General features: G+C 63.6%; 16 protein-coding genes. 8 read left to right on the plus strand and 8 right to left on the minus strand.

Going from position 1 to position 17,585, the window contains the following annotated elements; translation table 11 throughout:
- Positions 1-158 precede the first annotated feature (158 nt).
- On the plus strand, positions 159-1,265 hold the full coding sequence (locus CK218_RS03220) for an IS5 family transposase (RefSeq protein ID WP_095826806.1): 1,107 nt from the start codon (positions 159-161) through the stop codon (positions 1,263-1,265).
- Positions 1,262-1,588 carry a hypothetical protein gene (locus CK218_RS03225; RefSeq protein ID WP_095781908.1) on the plus strand — a complete coding sequence of 109 codons (327 nt, stop codon included), beginning with the start codon at positions 1,262-1,264 and terminating at the stop codon, positions 1,586-1,588. Before CK218_RS03220 ends, CK218_RS03225 begins: the two co-directional genes overlap by 4 nt.
- Position 1,589: 1 nt before the next feature.
- On the opposite strand, the gene CK218_RS03230 is transcribed toward CK218_RS03225, so the two are convergent.
- From CK218_RS03230 to CK218_RS03250, 5 genes are all read right to left on the minus strand, one after another.
- Positions 1,590-3,227 (minus strand): copper resistance CopC/CopD family protein, encoded by a 1,638-nt coding sequence (locus CK218_RS03230; protein WP_095826880.1) that lies wholly within the window; start codon positions 3,225-3,227, stop codon positions 1,590-1,592.
- A 52-nt stretch (positions 3,228-3,279) separates the two neighbouring features.
- Positions 3,280-3,798, minus strand: coding sequence for a YcnI family protein (locus CK218_RS03235; RefSeq protein ID WP_095780096.1), 519 nt, complete (start codon positions 3,796-3,798; stop codon positions 3,280-3,282).
- 26 nt (positions 3,799-3,824) lie between these two features.
- Complete coding sequence (locus CK218_RS03240) at positions 3,825-4,352, minus strand: copper chaperone PCu(A)C (RefSeq protein WP_095826807.1); 528 nt, start codon at positions 4,350-4,352, stop codon at positions 3,825-3,827.
- A 93-nt stretch (positions 4,353-4,445) separates the two neighbouring features.
- Positions 4,446-4,793 carry a hypothetical protein gene (locus CK218_RS03245; RefSeq protein WP_095826808.1) on the minus strand — a complete coding sequence of 116 codons (348 nt, stop codon included), beginning with the start codon at positions 4,791-4,793 and terminating at the stop codon, positions 4,446-4,448.
- Positions 4,794-4,921: 128 nt separating this feature from the next.
- On the minus strand, positions 4,922-5,824 hold the full coding sequence (locus tag CK218_RS03250; RefSeq protein WP_095780099.1) for a GntR family transcriptional regulator: 903 nt from the start codon (positions 5,822-5,824) through the stop codon (positions 4,922-4,924).
- A 250-nt stretch (positions 5,825-6,074) separates the two neighbouring features.
- On the opposite strand from CK218_RS03250, the gene CK218_RS03255 reads away from it, so the two are divergent.
- From CK218_RS03255 to CK218_RS03280, 6 genes are all read left to right on the plus strand, one after another.
- A complete protein-coding gene (locus CK218_RS03255) occupies positions 6,075-7,580 on the plus strand; it encodes an altronate dehydratase family protein (protein ID WP_067004128.1) in 1,506 nt (501 codons plus the stop codon).
- A gap of 43 nt (positions 7,581-7,623) precedes the next feature.
- Positions 7,624-8,622: an aldo/keto reductase gene (locus CK218_RS03260; protein ID WP_095826809.1), complete on the plus strand. Its 999-nt coding sequence runs from the start codon at positions 7,624-7,626 to the stop codon at positions 8,620-8,622.
- A gap of 191 nt (positions 8,623-8,813) precedes the next feature.
- Positions 8,814-9,809 (plus strand): ABC transporter substrate-binding protein, encoded by a 996-nt coding sequence (locus CK218_RS03265; protein ID WP_067004132.1) that lies wholly within the window; start codon positions 8,814-8,816, stop codon positions 9,807-9,809.
- 154 nt (positions 9,810-9,963) lie between these two features.
- Positions 9,964-11,517: a sugar ABC transporter ATP-binding protein gene (locus tag CK218_RS03270; protein ID WP_095826810.1), complete on the plus strand. Its 1,554-nt coding sequence runs from the start codon at positions 9,964-9,966 to the stop codon at positions 11,515-11,517.
- Positions 11,514-12,479 carry an ABC transporter permease gene (locus CK218_RS03275; RefSeq protein ID WP_067004136.1) on the plus strand — a complete coding sequence of 322 codons (966 nt, stop codon included), beginning with the start codon at positions 11,514-11,516 and terminating at the stop codon, positions 12,477-12,479. Before CK218_RS03270 ends, CK218_RS03275 begins: the two co-directional genes overlap by 4 nt.
- A gap of 68 nt (positions 12,480-12,547) precedes the next feature.
- Positions 12,548-13,564, plus strand: coding sequence for a zinc-binding alcohol dehydrogenase family protein (locus tag CK218_RS03280; RefSeq protein ID WP_095826811.1), 1,017 nt, complete (start codon positions 12,548-12,550; stop codon positions 13,562-13,564).
- A gap of 472 nt (positions 13,565-14,036) precedes the next feature.
- Here CK218_RS03280 and CK218_RS03285 read toward each other — a convergent pair whose 3' ends face one another.
- From CK218_RS03285 to CK218_RS03295, 3 genes are all read right to left on the minus strand, one after another.
- Positions 14,037-14,888 (minus strand): sugar phosphate isomerase/epimerase, encoded by an 852-nt coding sequence (locus CK218_RS03285; RefSeq protein WP_095826812.1) that lies wholly within the window; start codon positions 14,886-14,888, stop codon positions 14,037-14,039.
- 84 nt (positions 14,889-14,972) lie between these two features.
- Positions 14,973-16,160 carry a Gfo/Idh/MocA family oxidoreductase gene (locus CK218_RS03290; protein WP_095826881.1) on the minus strand — a complete coding sequence of 396 codons (1,188 nt, stop codon included), beginning with the start codon at positions 16,158-16,160 and terminating at the stop codon, positions 14,973-14,975.
- Between the two features lie 152 nt (positions 16,161-16,312).
- Positions 16,313-17,368, minus strand: coding sequence for a sugar phosphate isomerase/epimerase (locus CK218_RS03295; protein ID WP_095826882.1), 1,056 nt, complete (start codon positions 17,366-17,368; stop codon positions 16,313-16,315).
- Positions 17,369-17,585: the final 217 nt, after the last annotated feature.

Below are 17,585 nucleotides of genomic sequence, written 5' to 3' on the forward strand. Positions count from 1 at the left end.
TGTTGAAGCCGCGTTTTGGACGGATGATTGACGGGCCTTCGCGACGGCGTCAACCGCCTCGCCGAATTGTGTCGCGGTCTAGCAGGCTGTTGAAGAAGTTCTGGCGCGGTTGTTTGGAGCGTGATTCACTGGTTGCCCTGATGATTTGGGGACCGTGGATGCGGGGATTGGACGAACGGACAGGTTCACTGTTTTCCTATGTGAACCTTGAGGAGCGGGTTCGGCGGGATCATCCGCTTCGGGTGATACGGGAGATTGTGAACGCGGCTCTCGTAGAGATGGACAGCGATTTTGCGGTGCTTTATCCGCCTGGGCTCGGCCGGCCCTCGATCGCGCCGGAACGATTGCTGCGTGCGATGCTGTTGCAGGCCTTTTATGGCATTCGCTCGGAGCGTCAGCTGATGGAGCGGATGGAGTTTGATCTTCTGTTCCGCTGGTTTGTTGGGCTGGGCGTTGACGAGCCCGCCTGGGATCATTCGAGCTTCACCAAGAACCGTGATCGGCTGCTGGAAGGAGAGATCGCGGCGAAGTTTCTGCGCGCGGTGCTGGCGCAACCAAGGGTGAAGCGGCTGTTGTCGTCGGATCACTTCTCGGTGGACGGGACGCTGATCGAGGCCTGGGCTTCGATCAAGAGCTTTCGCCGCAAGGACGGCAGCGACAACGATCCGGATGGAATGGGCCGTAACGCCGAGCGTGGCTTTCATAAGGAGAAGCGCTCCAACGACACGCACCAGAGCACGAGCGATCCGCAGGCGCGGCTCTACAAGAAGGGCGACGGGCAGCCGGCGAAGCTCTGCTATCTGGGACATGCGCTGATGGAGAACCGTCACGGGCTGGCGGTCGATGGCAGCATTACCCAGGCCACGGGTACAGCCGAGCGCGAGGCCGCGCTCGCCATGTTGGACCGCAGACCATCGCGGCGGCGCATCACGCTCGGGGCCGAGAAGGCCTATGATGTAATCCAGTTCGTCAAGGACCTGCGCGAGCGCAAGGTCACGCCGCACATCGCCGTCGACGGCCATTTGAGCAAGACCGGCAAGCCGCGCGTAACGGCTATCGACGGCCGCACGCGCTGTCACGCCGGCTATGCCGTCAGCCAGCGCCGCCGAAAGCGGATCGAGGAAGTGTTCGGTTGGATCAAAGCCTCTGCTGGCAAGGCCAAGGTCAAGCTGCGAGGATGCGCCCGTGTGGGCGCGGCCTTCACCCTGAACCTTGCGGCCTACAATCTGGTCCGCTTGCCAAAGCTTCTGGCAGCGCCGGCATGAGCATCGCAGGCCGCTGGCGGATTGTTGAAATGCCCGATTATGTCGAGGACTATGCCGACATGATGGAGCCCGCCTACATCGAGTTCGCGGCAGATGGCTCCGGCGAATTCGCCTTCGGCTGCGTCACCGGGCAGATATTCGATGGGGCCGACGGCAATCATGTCGCATTCTCCTGGCAAGGCAACGACGAGATGGACGAAGCTCAGGGCGACGGCTGGGCCGAAATCCAACCTGACGGCTCGATCATGGGCCAAATCTGCTTCCACAACGGCGACGATGCTAATTTCATCGCCCGCAAATGCACTTCTTCAACAGCCTGCTAGGTCAGTCGGCTCTGATATCAATTGGCGCTTCAATCTTCACCATCTCGAAATCGGAAACCAGGATGTCGAGCCGGGCGTTCCAGCGGCCGGGCAGCGGGATGACGAGATTCTCGACGCGCCAGGTGCCGTCGCCGCGTTTCGTCGCCGGCCGTTTGATCGGCTCGATGCCGGAATCCGGCTTCGACAGCACCAGGGTCACCTGCTTGGCATCCATCGGGCCGAAATCGCCGGTCATGATCACCATCGAGGCGGCAACCTGGCCGGCATGGCCGGGCGTGATGCTGAGATCGGCCATCGCCTGCAGGGTGTGGATGTGGATCGAGGCCGGCTGCGCTGCGGCGATCGCCAGCGCGCGTGGCGGCGGCGTGAAGCGCCAGCCGGCGGCGACGCCGAAGATGGCAAGCACGATCAGCGTCTCGATGCCGATCGAACGCACCAGCCGCCGCTGCACTTCCGTGTCGCCCGTTTCGGCCGGCGCGGTCAGCGTCCATCGGTTTACGGAGGCAAGGGTGAACAGGAACAAAAGCAGGGCCAGTTTCAGCAGCAGCAGGCGGCCATAGGCGGTGTTGATGAGCGCTGCCGGTTCGCGCACTTGGATGATCGCCAGCACGATGCCGCTTATCGCAAGCACGGCAACCACGGGCAGGATCGCGCGCGAAAACCGGCGCAAGAAGATTTTGGCCTCCGCCGGCTGATAGCGCAACGCAAGGCCGAGCGGCGCGAGCGCGCCGCTCCAGAAGGCGATGGCTGTGCCATGCAGGAAAACGAGCGGCCGCGTCAGCCATTGCGGCTCGGCGGCGCTGGCGTGGCCGCTTGCCGCAAGCGCCGTGCCCACACCGACGAGCCCGGCGAGCGCAAGCAGCTTGCCAAGAGCGCGCGGTCCGGCGAGGGACAGCAAGGCAAGGCCGAGTGCAATCAGGGCGGCAAGCACCGTCCAGCCGAAGCTGGTGGCAAGCGCGGTCTCCCACACGGTGGGCGCCGCAAACCGGGCGAGCGGCGCGCCGAGCGCGTCCAACCCCTGAAATCCGAGCGAGAACGGGGCGGCGGCCAGTCCGCACAGAAGAGCGCCGATAACGAAACCCTGGCCGCAGCGACAGTCTCCAGCGAGCCAGGCGAGCGCGAAGGCGCCGCCGGCGCCGAGGAACAGCCCGGCATAGAGAAGGAGCTTGCCGATCCAGATTGCCGTGCGCAGCGACAAATCGACGGCGTCGCCCGCTACCGGCGCAGCACTTGGCGCGCCGACGGAAAACAGCGCCGAGCCGCCGACCGGATGGCCGTCCTCCGAAATCACCCGCCAGCTCAGCACATGCGTGCCGGATTTGAGCGTCTCCGGATTATCGATCTCGACGGTCTGATCGTTGAGCCGGAAGGAGGTCAGCGAAAGTTGCGTGCCGTCCGGCCGCACCAGAGTGAGCACCAGGGGCGAAACCGGCTCGCTGAAGGTCAGCGAGAACCGCGCCAGACTCTGCGACAGCACCGCACCATCGGGCGGATCGGTCGCGACCAAGGCCGCATGCGCGAGGGCGCGGCCGGGTAGCACCAGCAGCAGCACGAGTACGAAAGCCGCGAACAGGCCGCTGGCGACTGGCCCGATGCGCATGCCCGTCAGGCGGATTGGGAAAGTTGCTGCTGCGTTCATGCGGTCTTTCGAGAAGGGACGGCGCGCCCGAATGGGACGCGCCATCGAGAGATCATTTCTTCGGCAGCAATTTGATGCCGGGCGCCGGATTTTCCAGTGCATCCTCATCCTGTCCCGCCGCCGGAATCTCGATCCAGCGATCGGCGGCATCGCCGCATTCCTGGACCACCGGGAAATAGAGCATCTGGCCGGCCGGAAGATCGGCGGCGAGCGAAGCACGGAAAATGAACTCGTCATAGAATTCGTCCGGCAGGTTGCCGCCGCTCCAGTCGACTTCCTTGACGCCGGTGGTCAGCGTCTCGCCATAGAGCTGGTAGGATTTCTCGTATCGGCCTTTCTTGGTCTGCAGCGTCCAGCCGGGCTTTGGCATCGGCTTGACCGAAATGACGCCTTCCGGAATCTGCACGCGCACCGCGGTCGTCGCCTTGCCCTCGCAGCCATGCGGCACGCGCAGGACGGCCTTATAGGTCGAGCCGACGGCCGCTTCCTGGGTTTCGAGCGTGATGTGCGCAAGCGCGGCGTTTGTTCCGAGCGCCAGAACCGCGCCCACCGCCAAAAGATACTTCTTCATGAATTGTCCCTCTAATTTCGAAATGATCACTCGGCGTGATCGTCCATGCTGCCCATCTCGCCCATGCCCTCGACGGCGAACTCGACTTTGATGCTGCCGGCCTTCTCGAAGGTCAGCGTGGCAGGGAATTTCTCGCCCTGCTTGGGCTGTCGCTTCAGGCCGATGAACATCAGGTGATAGCCACCCGGCTTCAGTGCGACCTTGCCGCCGGCCGGGATCACGAGCCCGCCGCTCACCGGCCGCATAGTCATGACGCCGTCCTTGACACTCATCTCATGCAATTCGGCCTTGTCGGAGATGTCGGAGGAAACCGACAGCAGCCGGTCGGGCGAGCCGCCCTTGTTAGTGACGGTGAAATAGCCGCCGGCCACCTTGGCGCCGGGCGGCGTTGCGCGGGACCACGGGTGTCCGACTTCCAGGTCACCGGCCTTGAATTCATGCGCCTGGGCGCCGGGAACGCATGCGAACAGAAGAAGAGCGAACACGGCAAGGCCGAGCCGTTCGAAACCGCGCGGACGAGCTTGCGCTCGCGATGCGGGAAGAAGATTGGACATGGTTGCTCCATGAGTATGGGATCGCGCCGTGATCCGGCCGCGAGCAGTCTGATCTTGGATGAATGCGCCCGCGAAAGGTTTCGCGGGTTTTTGTCAGACTGCGGCCGGCGGCGCGCGCGGATTGGCCGGAGAGCGGTCGCGGGCAAAATCGAGATGCCGGAAGGCCAAAGGCGGGAAAGCGACCGCGTCGAACACCAGCACCCTGGCGGGCGCACGGGTATCCGGCGGCGGCAGATGCGCCGGCGAAACCATGCTGCAGCCAGCCAGGCAGCAGGCCGGCATGTGCTGCCGGTGCGGATCGTTACCCGGAAGCTTGACCGCCCCGTCATGCGTGCAGATGACGTTGCCGAAGGCATCGAGCTTTGAAGGCGCGCCAAAGGCGAAGGCGCCAAGCGCCGACTGAAGCAACAGCAGCAGCGCCGCGACGAACGCGGCCGGCATGCTCCATCGTCTCAGCCGGATATTCAAATGACCTGCCTCTTTCCAGCAATTCGACCGAGCCTAGCATGGGGGCGGCGGCCGGAAAATCGGCAAAACCGGGCTGCGGCAACGCGGCGCGACGCGCCTGATCAGGCGGGCTGCACCTGCCGCCCTTCCGGAATGGAGCTCAACAGCGTCTGGCGCGCCGACTTCAGATGCTTGCGGCAGGCGGCGTCCACCTTGGCGGGATCGCGCGATTTCAGCGCCGCGATATAGGCGAGATGCTCCTGGACCGCGACCTCGTTGCGCTCGCGTTCCTGCGCCTTGTTCCATTGGTAGTGGTAGTGGAAGATCATCGCGATCACATCGTAGAAATCGACGATGAAGCGGTTGTGCGAGGCGCGGTGGATCAGCCGGTGGAAGCGCTCATCGAGCTCGGAGAATTCGTTGAAGCGCGTCGCGATCTCGCTCGCCAGTTGGCGATGTTCGATCTCCAGCCGGTCAAGATCGGCCCAGACCGCGCTTTCCTGCGGCAGCGCGACGAAGGCAGCCGCCGAACGCAGCTCGAACATCTCGCGGATCTCAGTCAGCTCAAGCGCGAAGGCGCGGGTGAAGCCCTTGAGCACCCAGTGGCTGTTGCGCCGCTTCTCGATCAAACCGAAGCGCGAGAAGCGGATCAGGAATTCGCGCACGCTGGTGGTGCCGACGCCGATCTCGCGCGCCAGCTCGAGCTCGTTGATCTGCATGCCTGCTTCCGCGCCGCCGGCGAGCAGCCGGCGCATGAAGGAGCGCTCGATGATCTCGGCCAGCGAGTCGGTCTCTTCCTCGGGGAAGAAATCTTCCGCCTTCGGCGCCCGCAGCACCGTTTTGTTGCGCTTGTTCCAGGCGATCAGCCCGGTTTCTTCCATGCGCGAAAGAATGCTGCGCACCGTGGTGCGGCTGACGCCGAGCAGCGTTCCGAGCTCGGGCTCGGACGGCAGGCTCCTGGTTTCGTCGAGCAGCCGCAGTCCGCGGTTGAAGGCGTCCTTGTAGACGTTGTTGCTCTTCGACATGCCCCGTATCCCCAACGCTTGCGGCAGCCGGCCGAAAGCGCAATATGATCGGTGTTCCTAGCGCAAGCCTCCGAAATGCGGAACGAATTTCGCCGGCTTTACCAAACGGGCGGCCATGCACTCAACGGCGCGCGGCGCGCGATGAAAAAACAATTGACGCAAAAATGTTTTTTCACGATAAAAGACATTATCCTCAAACGGGCGCATGTCAATCCGCCCACACTCCCAGGTTTACCCAGGACAGCCGCCCGTGAACGCCGCAAGCACCATTCTTCTTTCCCCCGCCGACAATGTCGCGGTCGCCAATGGCCGCATCGAGATCGGTGCGGCGCTGCCCGGCGGCGCGGTTGCGGTGGCGGCGATCGACCCAGGGCACAAGGTGGCAATCAAGCCGATCGCGGCGGGCGAAGCGGTGGTGAAATATGCGCAGGCGATCGGCCGCGCCACTCAAGCCATTGCGCCGGGCGAGCACGTCCACTCGCACAATCTGGTGTTCGAGAGCGGCCGCTTGCCGGTGGTGCCGCCGAGCGAGGCCGAGCACGCCACCGAAGCGGACCGCAAGCGCACCTTCATGGGCTATCGCCGCGCCGATGGTCGCGCCGGAACGCGCAACTTCATCGGCATCATCGCCAGCGTCAATTGCTCGTCCACCGTCTGCCATGCAATCGCCGACGAGGCCAATCGCACGCTTTTGCCGAAATATCCAGGCATCGACGGTTTCGTGCCCATCGTCCACGGCCAGGGCTGCGGCATGAGCGCCACCGGCGACGGCATGATGGTGCTGCACCGCACGCTGGCCGGCTATGCCCGCCACCCGAATTTCGGCGGCGTGCTGATGGTCGGTCTGGGCTGCGAGGTCAACCAGCTCACCCTTTATGGCCAAAAGGGCGTCGCGGCGGGAAAACGGCACTTTAACATCCAGGAGGCCGGCGGCTCGCGCAAATCCGTCGAGCGGGCGATGGGCGTGCTGGCCGAGATCGCCGAGGAAGTCGGCCAGTTGCAGCGCGAACCAATCCCGGTCAGCGAGATCGTCGTCGGCCTGCAATGCGGCGGCTCGGACGGCATGTCCGGCATCACCGCCAACCCGGCGCTGGGCGCGGCGGTCGATATTCTGGCCGGCTGCGGCGGCATCGGCATCCTGTCCGAGACGACCGAGATCTACGGCGCCGAGCATCTGCTTGCCTATCGCGCCGCCTCGCCCGAGATCGCCGCCAAGCTCGACGGCTTTGTGAAATGGTGGGAGGACCATACAGCCAAGCACGGCGCCTCGATCGACAACAATCCCTCGCCGGGCAACAAGCGCGGCGGCCTGACCACGATCCTGGAGAAGTCGCTGGGTGCTGTTGCCAAGGGCGGTCAGACGCCGCTCAACGGCGTCTTCGGTTACGCCGAGAAGGTCAGCGGCAGCGGCTTGGTGTTCATGGACACGCCCGGCTACGATCCGGTCTCGGCCACCGGCCAGGTGGCCGGCGGCGCCAATGTCATCGTCTTCACCACCGGCCGCGGCTCCTGCTTCGGCTGCCGTCCGACGCCGTCGATCAAGGTCGCCACGAACTCGACCATGTACCACCAGATGGAAGAGGACATGGACGTCAATTGCGGTGTCATCGCTTCCGGCGAGAAGACGATCGCCGGCATGGGCCGCGAGATCTTCGAGCTGATCATCGAGACGGCGTCCGGACGCAAGACCAAGAGCGAGGCGTTCGGCTACGGCGACAACGAGTTCGTGCCCTGGCATCTCGGCGCGACGCTCTAGACATTCGAAACGACCGCCGGTCGAACGGCAAAGGGAGGCTTTGATGAACAAACGCCGGATCGGCACGACCGCGCTCGAAGTCACCGAAGTCAGCTTCGGCGGCGCCGCCATCGGCGGCCTTTATCGCGCCTGTCCGCGCGAGCCCGCAATGGAAACGCTGCAAGCGGCCTGGGACGGCGGGCTGCGTTACTTCGACACCGCGCCCTTCTACGGCTTCGGCCTGTCGGAGCGGCGCACAGGCGATTTCCTGCGTGAGAAGCCGCGCTCCTCCTATGTGCTCTCGACCAAGGTCGGCCGCCTGTTCCGGCCGGTGCCGGAGGACCAGGTTCCCGATCACTCCTATGTCGATCCGCTGCCCTTCGCGCTCGACTACGACTATTCCTATGACGGCATCATGCGCTCGGTGGATTTTTCCTACGCGCGGCTCGGCCTCAACAAGATCGACATCCTGTTCGTCCACGACATCGGCGTCTACACGCATGGCGTCGAAAAGACGAAGCTGCATTTCCGTCAGCTGATGGACGGCGGGCTGAAGGCGCTGGAGGAGCTGAAATCGTCCGGCACGATTTCCGCCTACGGCCTGGGCGTAAACGAGGTCCAGATCTGCCTCGACGTGCTTCGCCGCGCGCCGCTCGACTGCATCCTGCTCGCCAGCCGCTATTCGCTGCTTGACCGCAGCGCCGAGGCCGACCTGCTGCCGCTTTGCCGCGAGCGGCGGACCTCGCTGATCATCGGCGGCGTCTTCAACTCGGGCATATTGGCGACGGGACCGGTGCATGGCGCGCATTTCGATTATCTGCCGGCGAGCAGGGATATTCTCGACCGCGTCAGCGCAATGGAGCGCATCGCCATCGGAGGTGGCTATCCGCTGGCCGCTGCCGCGTTCCAATTCCCTCTGCACGAGCCTGTCGTTGCCTCGGTGCTGACCGGCACCGCCAAGCCCGCTAATCTGACGCGCAATCTCGAACTGCTGGATGTCAAGGTAGCGGCGGCGGAATTTGCCAAATACGATCCTTATACGATCGTCCAGCAGCTTGGCTGAGATGCGGAGATCCAGCAGACCGATCAGCTGCCACGCCATCACGCAAACGGCATGAGACACCGCTTGCATCGATCCGGGCAATGCACTATCAAAATCGAGCAAATGTTTTTTATTGATAAAGTTCTGTTTGGCTTGCGCCTATCCAGATGGAGCTTCCGAACCTTCACCGGGCGATTTTAGGGAGGAACCTAATGAAATTCGTAACCAGCCTTCTCAACCGCCGCGCCTTCGTGGCTTTAGCCGCCGCCTCAATGCTCGCCGGTGCGATGCATTCGGCACCCGCCTCGGCGGCCGACGTGACCATCCCAATCATCGTCAAGGACACCACTTCATTCTACTGGCAGATCGTGCTGGCCGGCGCCCGCAAGGCCGGCAAGGATCTCGGCATCAACGTGCCGGAACTCGGCGCCCAGGCCGAAACCGACGTCAACGGTCAGATCTCGATCCTCGAGAACGCCGTCGCCGGCAATCCGGCCGCGATCGTGATCGCGCCGACCGAGGCCAAGGCGCTCGGCAAGCCGATCGACGAAGCGGCGACCAAGGTCAAGGTCATCGGCATCGACTCCAGCGCCGAATCCAAGGCCTTCACCTCCTTCCTCACCACCGACAACGTCCAGGGCGGCCGTGTCGCCGCTGACGGTCTCGCTGCCGCGATCGGCGCCGCCAATGGCGGCAAGGTCGAGGGCAAGGTTGCGCTGATCACCGCGCTGCCCGGCGCCGGCTCGCTCGAGCAGCGTGCGCAAGGCTTCAAGGAACAGCTCAAGGCGAAATATCCCGGCCTCGAACTGGTCGCCGACAAATATGCCGACGGTCAGGCCACCACCGGCCTCAACATCGCGACCGACCTGATCACCGCCAATCCGGACCTCAAGGGCATCTTCGCCTCGAACCTGATCATGGCGCAGGGTGTCGGCCAGGCGATCGCCGAGAACAACCTCGCCGGCAAGGTTGCGCTGATCGGTTTCGACAGCGACGAGAAGCTGATCAAGTTCCTCAACGACGGCGTCATCTCCGGCCTCGTCGTCCAGGATCCGTACCGGATGGGCTACGACGGCATCAAGACCGCTTTAGCCGCCTCGAAGGGCGAGAAGGTCGAGGCCAATGTCGACACCGGCGCCAATCTCGTCACCAAGGACAACATGAAGGATCCGAAGATCGACGCGCTGCTCAACCCGAAGCTCAACTGATCTTCGCGACATTCGTTTCCGGGGCTTCGCCGCCCCGGAAACATCTCGGCGGACAGTTTGGAAATCCGCCGGCTAGCTTTAGGCTCTGCCTTCTAGATGCGCGCCAGACGCATCGCTGCGTATCCAACGGTTGGATCAATCTGGGAGGATTGTCATGACGTCGACGGCGCAGGAACTGCACCCGCCCCCCACGCTGAAACCGGGCAGGACCATCCTCGAGTTGAAAGGCCTGGAAAAGCGCTATCCCGGCACGCATGCGCTGAAGCCGGTGGACCTTGCCTTCAAGGCGGGCGAGATCCACGCCATCGTCGGCGAGAACGGCGCCGGCAAATCGACGCTGATAAAGCTTTTAACCGGCGTCATGCCGCGTACCTCCGGCGAAGTCGTCTGGGAAGGTAAGCCCGAGGCCCTGGCCACGCCACACGAGGCGATGGCGCTCGGCATCAATGCCGTCCACCAGGAGGTCGTGCTTTGCCGCCACCTCACCGTCGCCGCCAACATGTTCCTCGGTGAGGAGAATTCCCGCTTCGGTCTGTTGCAGCAGCGCGCCATGGTGAAGGAAGCGCAGAAGATAATCGATGGCCTCGGCTTCGACCTGCCAGCGCATGTTATGCTCGGCGACCTCACCATCGGCCAGCAGCAGCTGATCGCCGCCGCCCGCGCCACGGTACGCGGCACAAAGTTCCTCATCTTCGACGAGCCGACCGCCTACTTGACCCGCAAGGAGGCCGACCAGTTGTTCAAGCTGATCCGCCGGCTAAAGGGCGAAGGCGTCACCATCATCTATATCAGCCACCGCATGGAGGAGGTGTTCGAGCTTGCCGATCGCGTTTCGGTGCTGCGCGACGGCACGCTCGTCGGCACGCGCAACATAGCCGAGACCAGCGAGCCGGAACTGGTCAAGCTGATGATCAACCGCTCGATCGAGCAGATCTACCACAAGGAGCATTTCACGCCGGGCGCGACGATCGTCGAGACGCGGAATCTCTCCGGCAAGGGTTTCGAGAACGTCTCGGTGACTGTCCGCGCGGGCGAGATCGTCGGACTTTACGGCTTGATCGGAGCCGGCCGCAGCGAGTTCGTCACCACGCTTTACGGCCGCCACAGGAAGTCGGCCGGTCAGATCCTGTGGCAAGGCAAGGAGGTGCAAGTCAACTCCGAGCATGACGCGATAAGGCTCGGCATGGCCCTCGCCCCCGAAAGCCGCCGCGACCAAGGCCTTTGCCTCAACCTGCCGGTCGGCACGAATCTCAACCTGCCGATCTACAAGCGCATCTCGAGCAATCTTCTGATCTCAGGCTCGCGCGAGAAGGCCGAGGCCGATCGCCAGATAACCGATCTCAGGATCAAGACGCCGACCCGCCACGCGCTGGCCTCCAGCCTGTCGGGCGGCAACCAGCAGAAGATCGTCATCGGCAAATGGCTGGCGCATGGCGCCAAGCTGTTCATCTTCGACGAGCCGACGGTCGGCGTCGATGTCGGTACCAAGGCCGAGATTTACCGGCTGTTCTCGACGCTTCTGTCCAAGGGCGCCGGCATCATCCTGATCTCGTCCTACCTGCCGGAAGTCTACGAGCTCGCCGACACGCTGCATGTGTTCCGCCGCGGCAAGCTGGTCGCCACGCATGGCTTCCGCACCGCCAGCCATGAGGACATTTTGGGCCAAGCGCTGGCCGAGAAACAAGAAAAGACGGGAGGACGAAAATGAGCACCGAGGCGATCCCCGCCGAAAAGCCGAAGCGCAATTACAACGCCCTGTTCGGGCTGACGCTGCTCGGCTTGTTGCTTTTGATGTGGATCGTGCTGGCGGTCGCCACACCCTCCTTCGCCACGACGCTCAACATCACCAATCTTTTGCGTCAGGGTTCGCTGATCGCCATCCTCGCGGTCGGCCAGACCTTCGTCATCATCACCGGCGGCATCGATCTCTCGGTCGGTGCCGTGGTCGGCTTCACCACCGTCATCGTGGCGCTTCTGATCAATGCCGGCTGGCCGATCTGGGCGGCTGTGCTCATTACTTTGCTCGCCGGCGTCGCCATCGGCCTGTTCCACGGCTTCGGCATCGTCAAGATGGGCCTGCCGCCCTTCATCATCACCCTGGCCACGATGACGTCGCTGCGCGGCATCGGCCTCTTGATGACCAACGGCAATTCGATCTCGATCAACAGCGACCCTTTCCAGGCCTTCTCGCGCGGCTCGCTTCTCGGCATCCCCTATCTGTTCTGGATGGTGATCCTGGTCGCCATACCGTCCTACGTGTTCCTGCACCACACGCGCTGGGGCCGCTATTTATTCTCGGTCGGCTCCAATGCGGAGGCAGCGCGCCTTTCCGGCGTAAACGTGCCGCGCACCATCTTCATGGCCTATATCCTGTCCGGCCTGCTCGCGGCTTTCGTGGGTGTGCTGCTTGCCTCGCGCATCGGCATCGGCAACCCGACCCAGGGCGACACCTATGAGCTGCAGGCTATCGCCTCGTCGGTGATCGGCGGCACCTCGCTGTTCGGCGCCATCGGCTCGGTGCATGGACCGCTGATCGGCTCCTTCATTCTTTCGACGATCAACAACGGCGCCAACCTGCTCAACGTCAACACCTTCTGGCAGCGCGTCATCACCGGCCTGCTGATCATCGTCATCGTCTACTTCGACGGCCTGCGCCGTCGCGGCAAATAATCGTTCCTGAAATGACGCGCCGGCCCCGATCGAGCGGGGCCGACGCCCCTTAAACACTGGATCAGCGCATGAAAGCCGTCGTCTGCCGCTCGCCTGGCGACCTTGTTCTCGAAGACCGCGCCGAACCTGGCGCGCCGCCGCCCGGCTGGGCGCGGATCGCAGTCAGCCATGTCGGCATCTGCGGCACCGACTATCACATCTTCGAAGGCAAGCACCCGTTCCTCGCCTATCCGCGCATCATGGGCCACGAGGTCTCGGGCACCGTCGTCGAGCGAGGCGAAGACGTCGAGCTTGCCATCGGCGAGCCGGTGATCATCAACCCGTATCTCGCCTGCGCCAAATGCGTTGCCTGCCGGCACGGCAAGCCGAACTGCTGCGTGCAGATCGAGGTGCTTGGCGTCCATCGCGACGGCGCCATGTGCGACGAGATCCTGGTGCCGGGGCAGAACCTTTATCCAGCAAATGGCCTATCGCTGGCCGATGCCGCCGCCGTCGAATTCCTGGCCATCGGCGCACACGCCGTGCGGCGCTCGCTGAGTGCGCCCGGCCAGCGCACGCTGGTCATCGGCGCCGGTCCGATCGGCCTTGGCACGGCACTGTTCGCCCGCATCGCCGGCCTCGATGTCAGCCTGCTCGACATGAGCACCGAACGGCTCGATTTCGCCGAAAGCGAGCTCGGCTTTGCCGCACTCGACGGCTCGAAAGCGCCGGCTGCCGATCTGGTGCGGCAGGCGTCCCGCGGCGAAGGCTTCGACCTTGTGTTCGACGCCACCGGCAACACGCAGTCGGTTCAGTCCGCCTTCACCCATGTCGCGCATGGCGGAGCGCTGGTGCTGGTCAGCGTCGTCAAGGACGACATCACCTTCTCCGATCCCGAGTTTCACAAGCGCGAGATGACGCTGGTCGGCAGCCGCAATGCGCTCAGAGCAGACTTCGACCATGTCGCCGCCTCGATCCGCAACGGCGCCGTGCCGCTGGAGAAACTCGTCACCCACCGCACGACCCTTGCCGATACGCCGCGCGATCTAGCGCGCTGGGCGCACGAAAAATCCGGGTTGATCAAAGCGGTTATCGAGGTCGGATAGGGAGGCCCGACCCGCCCGTGGATGACGACCTCAGGGGTTGTCGCCCTTGATGACGGATGTCGAAGGCTAGTCGGAGGCGACGGGCGTCCATGAGCGGTTGTTGCGCCATGCGCTGGCCAAGTCCGGCGTGCCGTTCTCGCCGCACAACCCGGCACACACCCACCACTATGCGAAGTCGACAAGACGGCGCGCCAGGACCGATCGTCTCGATGCCGCACAAACCTCGCAGCCCGCTCAGGGTCCAAGAACTGGCCATCATCGCCGTTGCAAGGAAGCTCCTGGTCGTCCTCAATGCCATCATTCGAGACAAAACAGCCTTCGCATGAACACAGTAATGCCGTTCCCTAAGCCGTAGAATGCAGCCGGTGCAGAATTGCATCGTGGCGGAGCGTCGACGTCACGGAATGGATCCTCGGGTCTCGGCGTCCGCTTCGCTCCCGCTCCGCCCGTGGATGACGAATGGAGAGGGCATTTAAGCGGCAGCCTTCCACCCATCTCTGATATGCCGATACCCTTCGCGATAAACTGCCTCCGGGCTCTCTGCGAAATCCCGCCACACCTTGGTCGCAGCCGCCAGATCCTTCAGTGATCGGCCGAACGACTCGATCGTAAGCCAATCGTCATAGCCGCTCTTGCGGATCGCCGCGAAAGTTTCCTTCCAGGGGATGTTGCCGCGCCCCGGCACGCCGCGGTCGTTTTCCGAGATGTGGATGTGGACGACGTTCCGGCGATTGCGCGTATAGGCGCCGATCGGGTCGGCCTCCTCGATATTGGCGTGAAAAGTGTCGTACATCGCCTTGATGTGCGGCCGGTCAATCGCGTCGATATGCTCGGACAGGTCGTCCATCGTGTTGACCAGATAACACTCGAAGCGGTTGAGCGCTTCGAGCCCGATGGTGACGTCCCTCTTGCCGGCATGATCGCCAATGGCCCGCTGCGAGGCGACCGAGCGCTTCTTCTCGGCCGCTGTCGGCCCGCTCCCGGAAAAGGCGCCCAGCGTGGAATGCAGCGGCCCGCTCAGCCTGTCCGCGCCGAGCGCCGCGCTGCAGTCGATCGCCCATTTCATGTAATCGATGCCGGCCTTGCGCGTCGCGGTATCCGCAGAGATCAGGTTCATCGCCGGGTCGCCCATCGCCGAGACCGCGGTGCGCTCCAGTCCGATACGATCGAGCATCTCGCCGAGCCTCTGGTAGTCATCCGGTTCGCCCGCGAAGACCGGTATCTCGACGCCGTCGAAGCCGGTTGCCTTGATGTCCTTCAGCAGCGCCTCGTGCTTTTTCGAGACGCTCGTCGTCCACAAGAACATGCACATGCCGATTTTCATCGACACCCCTCCTCTGCGGCCAACCACTTGCGCTAGCGGGTCACAATCCCCCTCATCCGGCCCGTGCCGTCGCCGAGCCCGCCTTTATAGCCTCGTCCACGCCCCGTTCTTCTTCGAAGACTTCACGCACGCCTCTATGAAGGCCATGCCTTCGACGCCGTCCGCGATCGTCGGGAAGGCGACATCCTTGGCAAGCTTGGCGCCCTTTTTGCGCGCCGCGCGGATGGCGCGGGCCGCCTCCTGGTAGATGTTGGCAAAACCTTCGAGATAGCCCTCCGGATGGCCGGAGGGCACGCGGCTGACGCGCGCCGCTACCGGCATCGCGCCGGCGCCCGCCCGGGTCAGCAACTGCTTCGGCTGGCCGAAGGGCGTGTACCAAAGATAGTTCGGGTCGGCCTGGACCCATTCGAGCCCGCCCTTCGAGCCGTAGATGCGCAGCTTCAGCCCGTTCTCGTGGCCGGGCGCCACCTGGCTCGCCCAGATCATGCCCTTGGCCGGATGCTTGTTGCCAACCGGCTTGAAGCGCAACAGCACATTGACATTGTCGTCGAGCTGGCGTCCCGGCACGAAGGCGTCGAGGTCGGCCGAAAGGGAATCGAGCTCCAGCCCCGAGACGAAGCGGGCGAGGTTGTAGGCGTGCGTGCCAATGTCGCCGAGCGCGCCGCCGGCGCCGGCCTGCTTGGGGTCGGAGCGCCATGAGGCCTGCTTCTGACCGGTCGCGGCTAGGTCTTCGGTCAGCCAGTCCTGCGGATATTCCGACTGCACGATGCGGATGTCGCCGAGCATACCCTTGGCCACCATCTCGCGCGCCTGCCGCACCATCGGATAGGCTGTGTAGTTGTGGGTGAGCACGAACACCTTTCCAGCCTTCTCGACCAGCGCGGCAAGCTTCTTCGCCTCGGCGAGCGAGGTCGCGAGCGGCTTGTCGCAAATGACGTGGATACCCGCCTCGAGGAAGGCTTTGGCCGCCGGCACATGCACATTGTTGGGCGTGACGATCGCCACTGCCTCGATGCCGTCCGGGCGTTTGGCTTCGGCCTTGGCCATCTCGGCATATGAGCCGTAGCTGCGTGACGGATCGAGCCCGAGTTCTTCGGCCGAGGCCTTCGCGCGCGCCGGGTCCGACGACAGCGCGCCGGCCACCAGCACGAAGTCGTTGTCCATGCGCGCCGCAATCCGGTGCACCGCGCCGATGAAAGCGCCCTGCCCGCCGCCGACCATGCCGTAGCGGATCGGGCCGCCTCCCGTTTCCGATTTCGATGCGCCGACCATGCTTTCGTTCTCCCTCATGTTGGTTAGCTCCCCCTTGAGGGGAGGTCGATCCGCACAGCGGATCGGGTGGGGTCGCCGGGCGTGGATCTCGGCATAAACCGACCCAGCCCGGCCCTTTGGGCCACTCTCCCCTCGAGGGGAGGATAAAGGTGCTAAATCCCCATCATCGCGCGCAGCAGCTTCTTGTCGCTGGTGCCGCCGGCGAAATCATCAAAGGCCCTCTCGGTGACCCGGATGATATGATGCTGGATGAAGGGTGCGCCTTCGGCCGCGCCGTCTTCAGGATGCTTGAGGCAGCATTCCCATTCCAGCACCGCCCAGGAATCGTAGTTGTACTGGGTGAGCTTGGAGAAGATGCCGCTGAAATCGACCTGCCCGTCGCCGAGTGAACGGAAACGCCCGGCACGGTTCACCCAGCCCTGATAGCCCGAATAGACGCCTTGGCGCCCGGTCGGGTTGAACTCGGCATCCTTTACGTGGAAGGCCTTGATCCGCTCGTGGTAGATGTCGATGAACTCGAGATAGTCGAGCTGCTGCAACAGGAAGTGCGACGGGTCGTAATTGATGTTGCAACGCTTGTGGCCGCCGACCGCGTCGAGGAACATCTCGAAGGTCGCGCCGTCGAACACGTCCTCGCCTGGATGGATCTCGTAGCCGATATCGACGCCGTTCTCATCATAGACGTCGAGGATCGGCTTCCAGCGCTTGCCAAGCTCGGCAAACGCTTCCTCGATCAGCCCAGGCGGCCGCTGTGGCCACGGATAGAGGTATGGGAAAGCGAGCGCGCCGCTGAAGCTCACCGACGCCTTGAGGTCGAGATTCTTCGATGCTTTGGCGCCGAATTCCATCTGCTCGACCGCCCATTTCTGCCGGGCCTTCGGATTGTTGTGCACCTCGGGCGGCGCAAACCCGTCGAACTGCGCGTCGTAAGCCGGATGCACCGCCACCAACTGGCCCTGCAGGTGCGTCGACAGCTCGGTAATCTCGACGCCGGCTTCAGTGCAGATGCCCTTGACCTCGTCGCAATAGCTTTTCGACGACGCCGCCTTTTTCAGGTCGAACAGCCGTCCGTCCCAGGTCGGAATCTGTACGCCCTTGTAGCCGAGCCCGGCCGCCCATTTGGTGATCGAGGCCAGCGAATTGAACGGCGCGGCGTCGCCCGCGAACTGCGCCAGAAACAGGCCGGGACCCTTCATCGTCGTCGGCATCGGCATCCTCCTCTCTCGTTTTCATGGACCAAGCATAGCGCCGATTGAAGCGAGGGCTAGCCTCTTCGATCGTTCGTCTCAGCGCCGACAGGCAGCGGCATTCTGGTATTACCAAATATGGCTGTTTGGTCAAGCGGCCAGAGAAGACTGGAATGCGATCCGCACGATTGCTGAAAGGCAGCTTAATCTATTCAAATCAAAGAATTGATTGATGAGC

The sequence above is a fragment of the Mesorhizobium sp. WSM3879 genome (assembly GCF_002294915.1).
Taxonomy (GTDB): Bacteria; Pseudomonadota; Alphaproteobacteria; order Rhizobiales; family Rhizobiaceae; genus Mesorhizobium.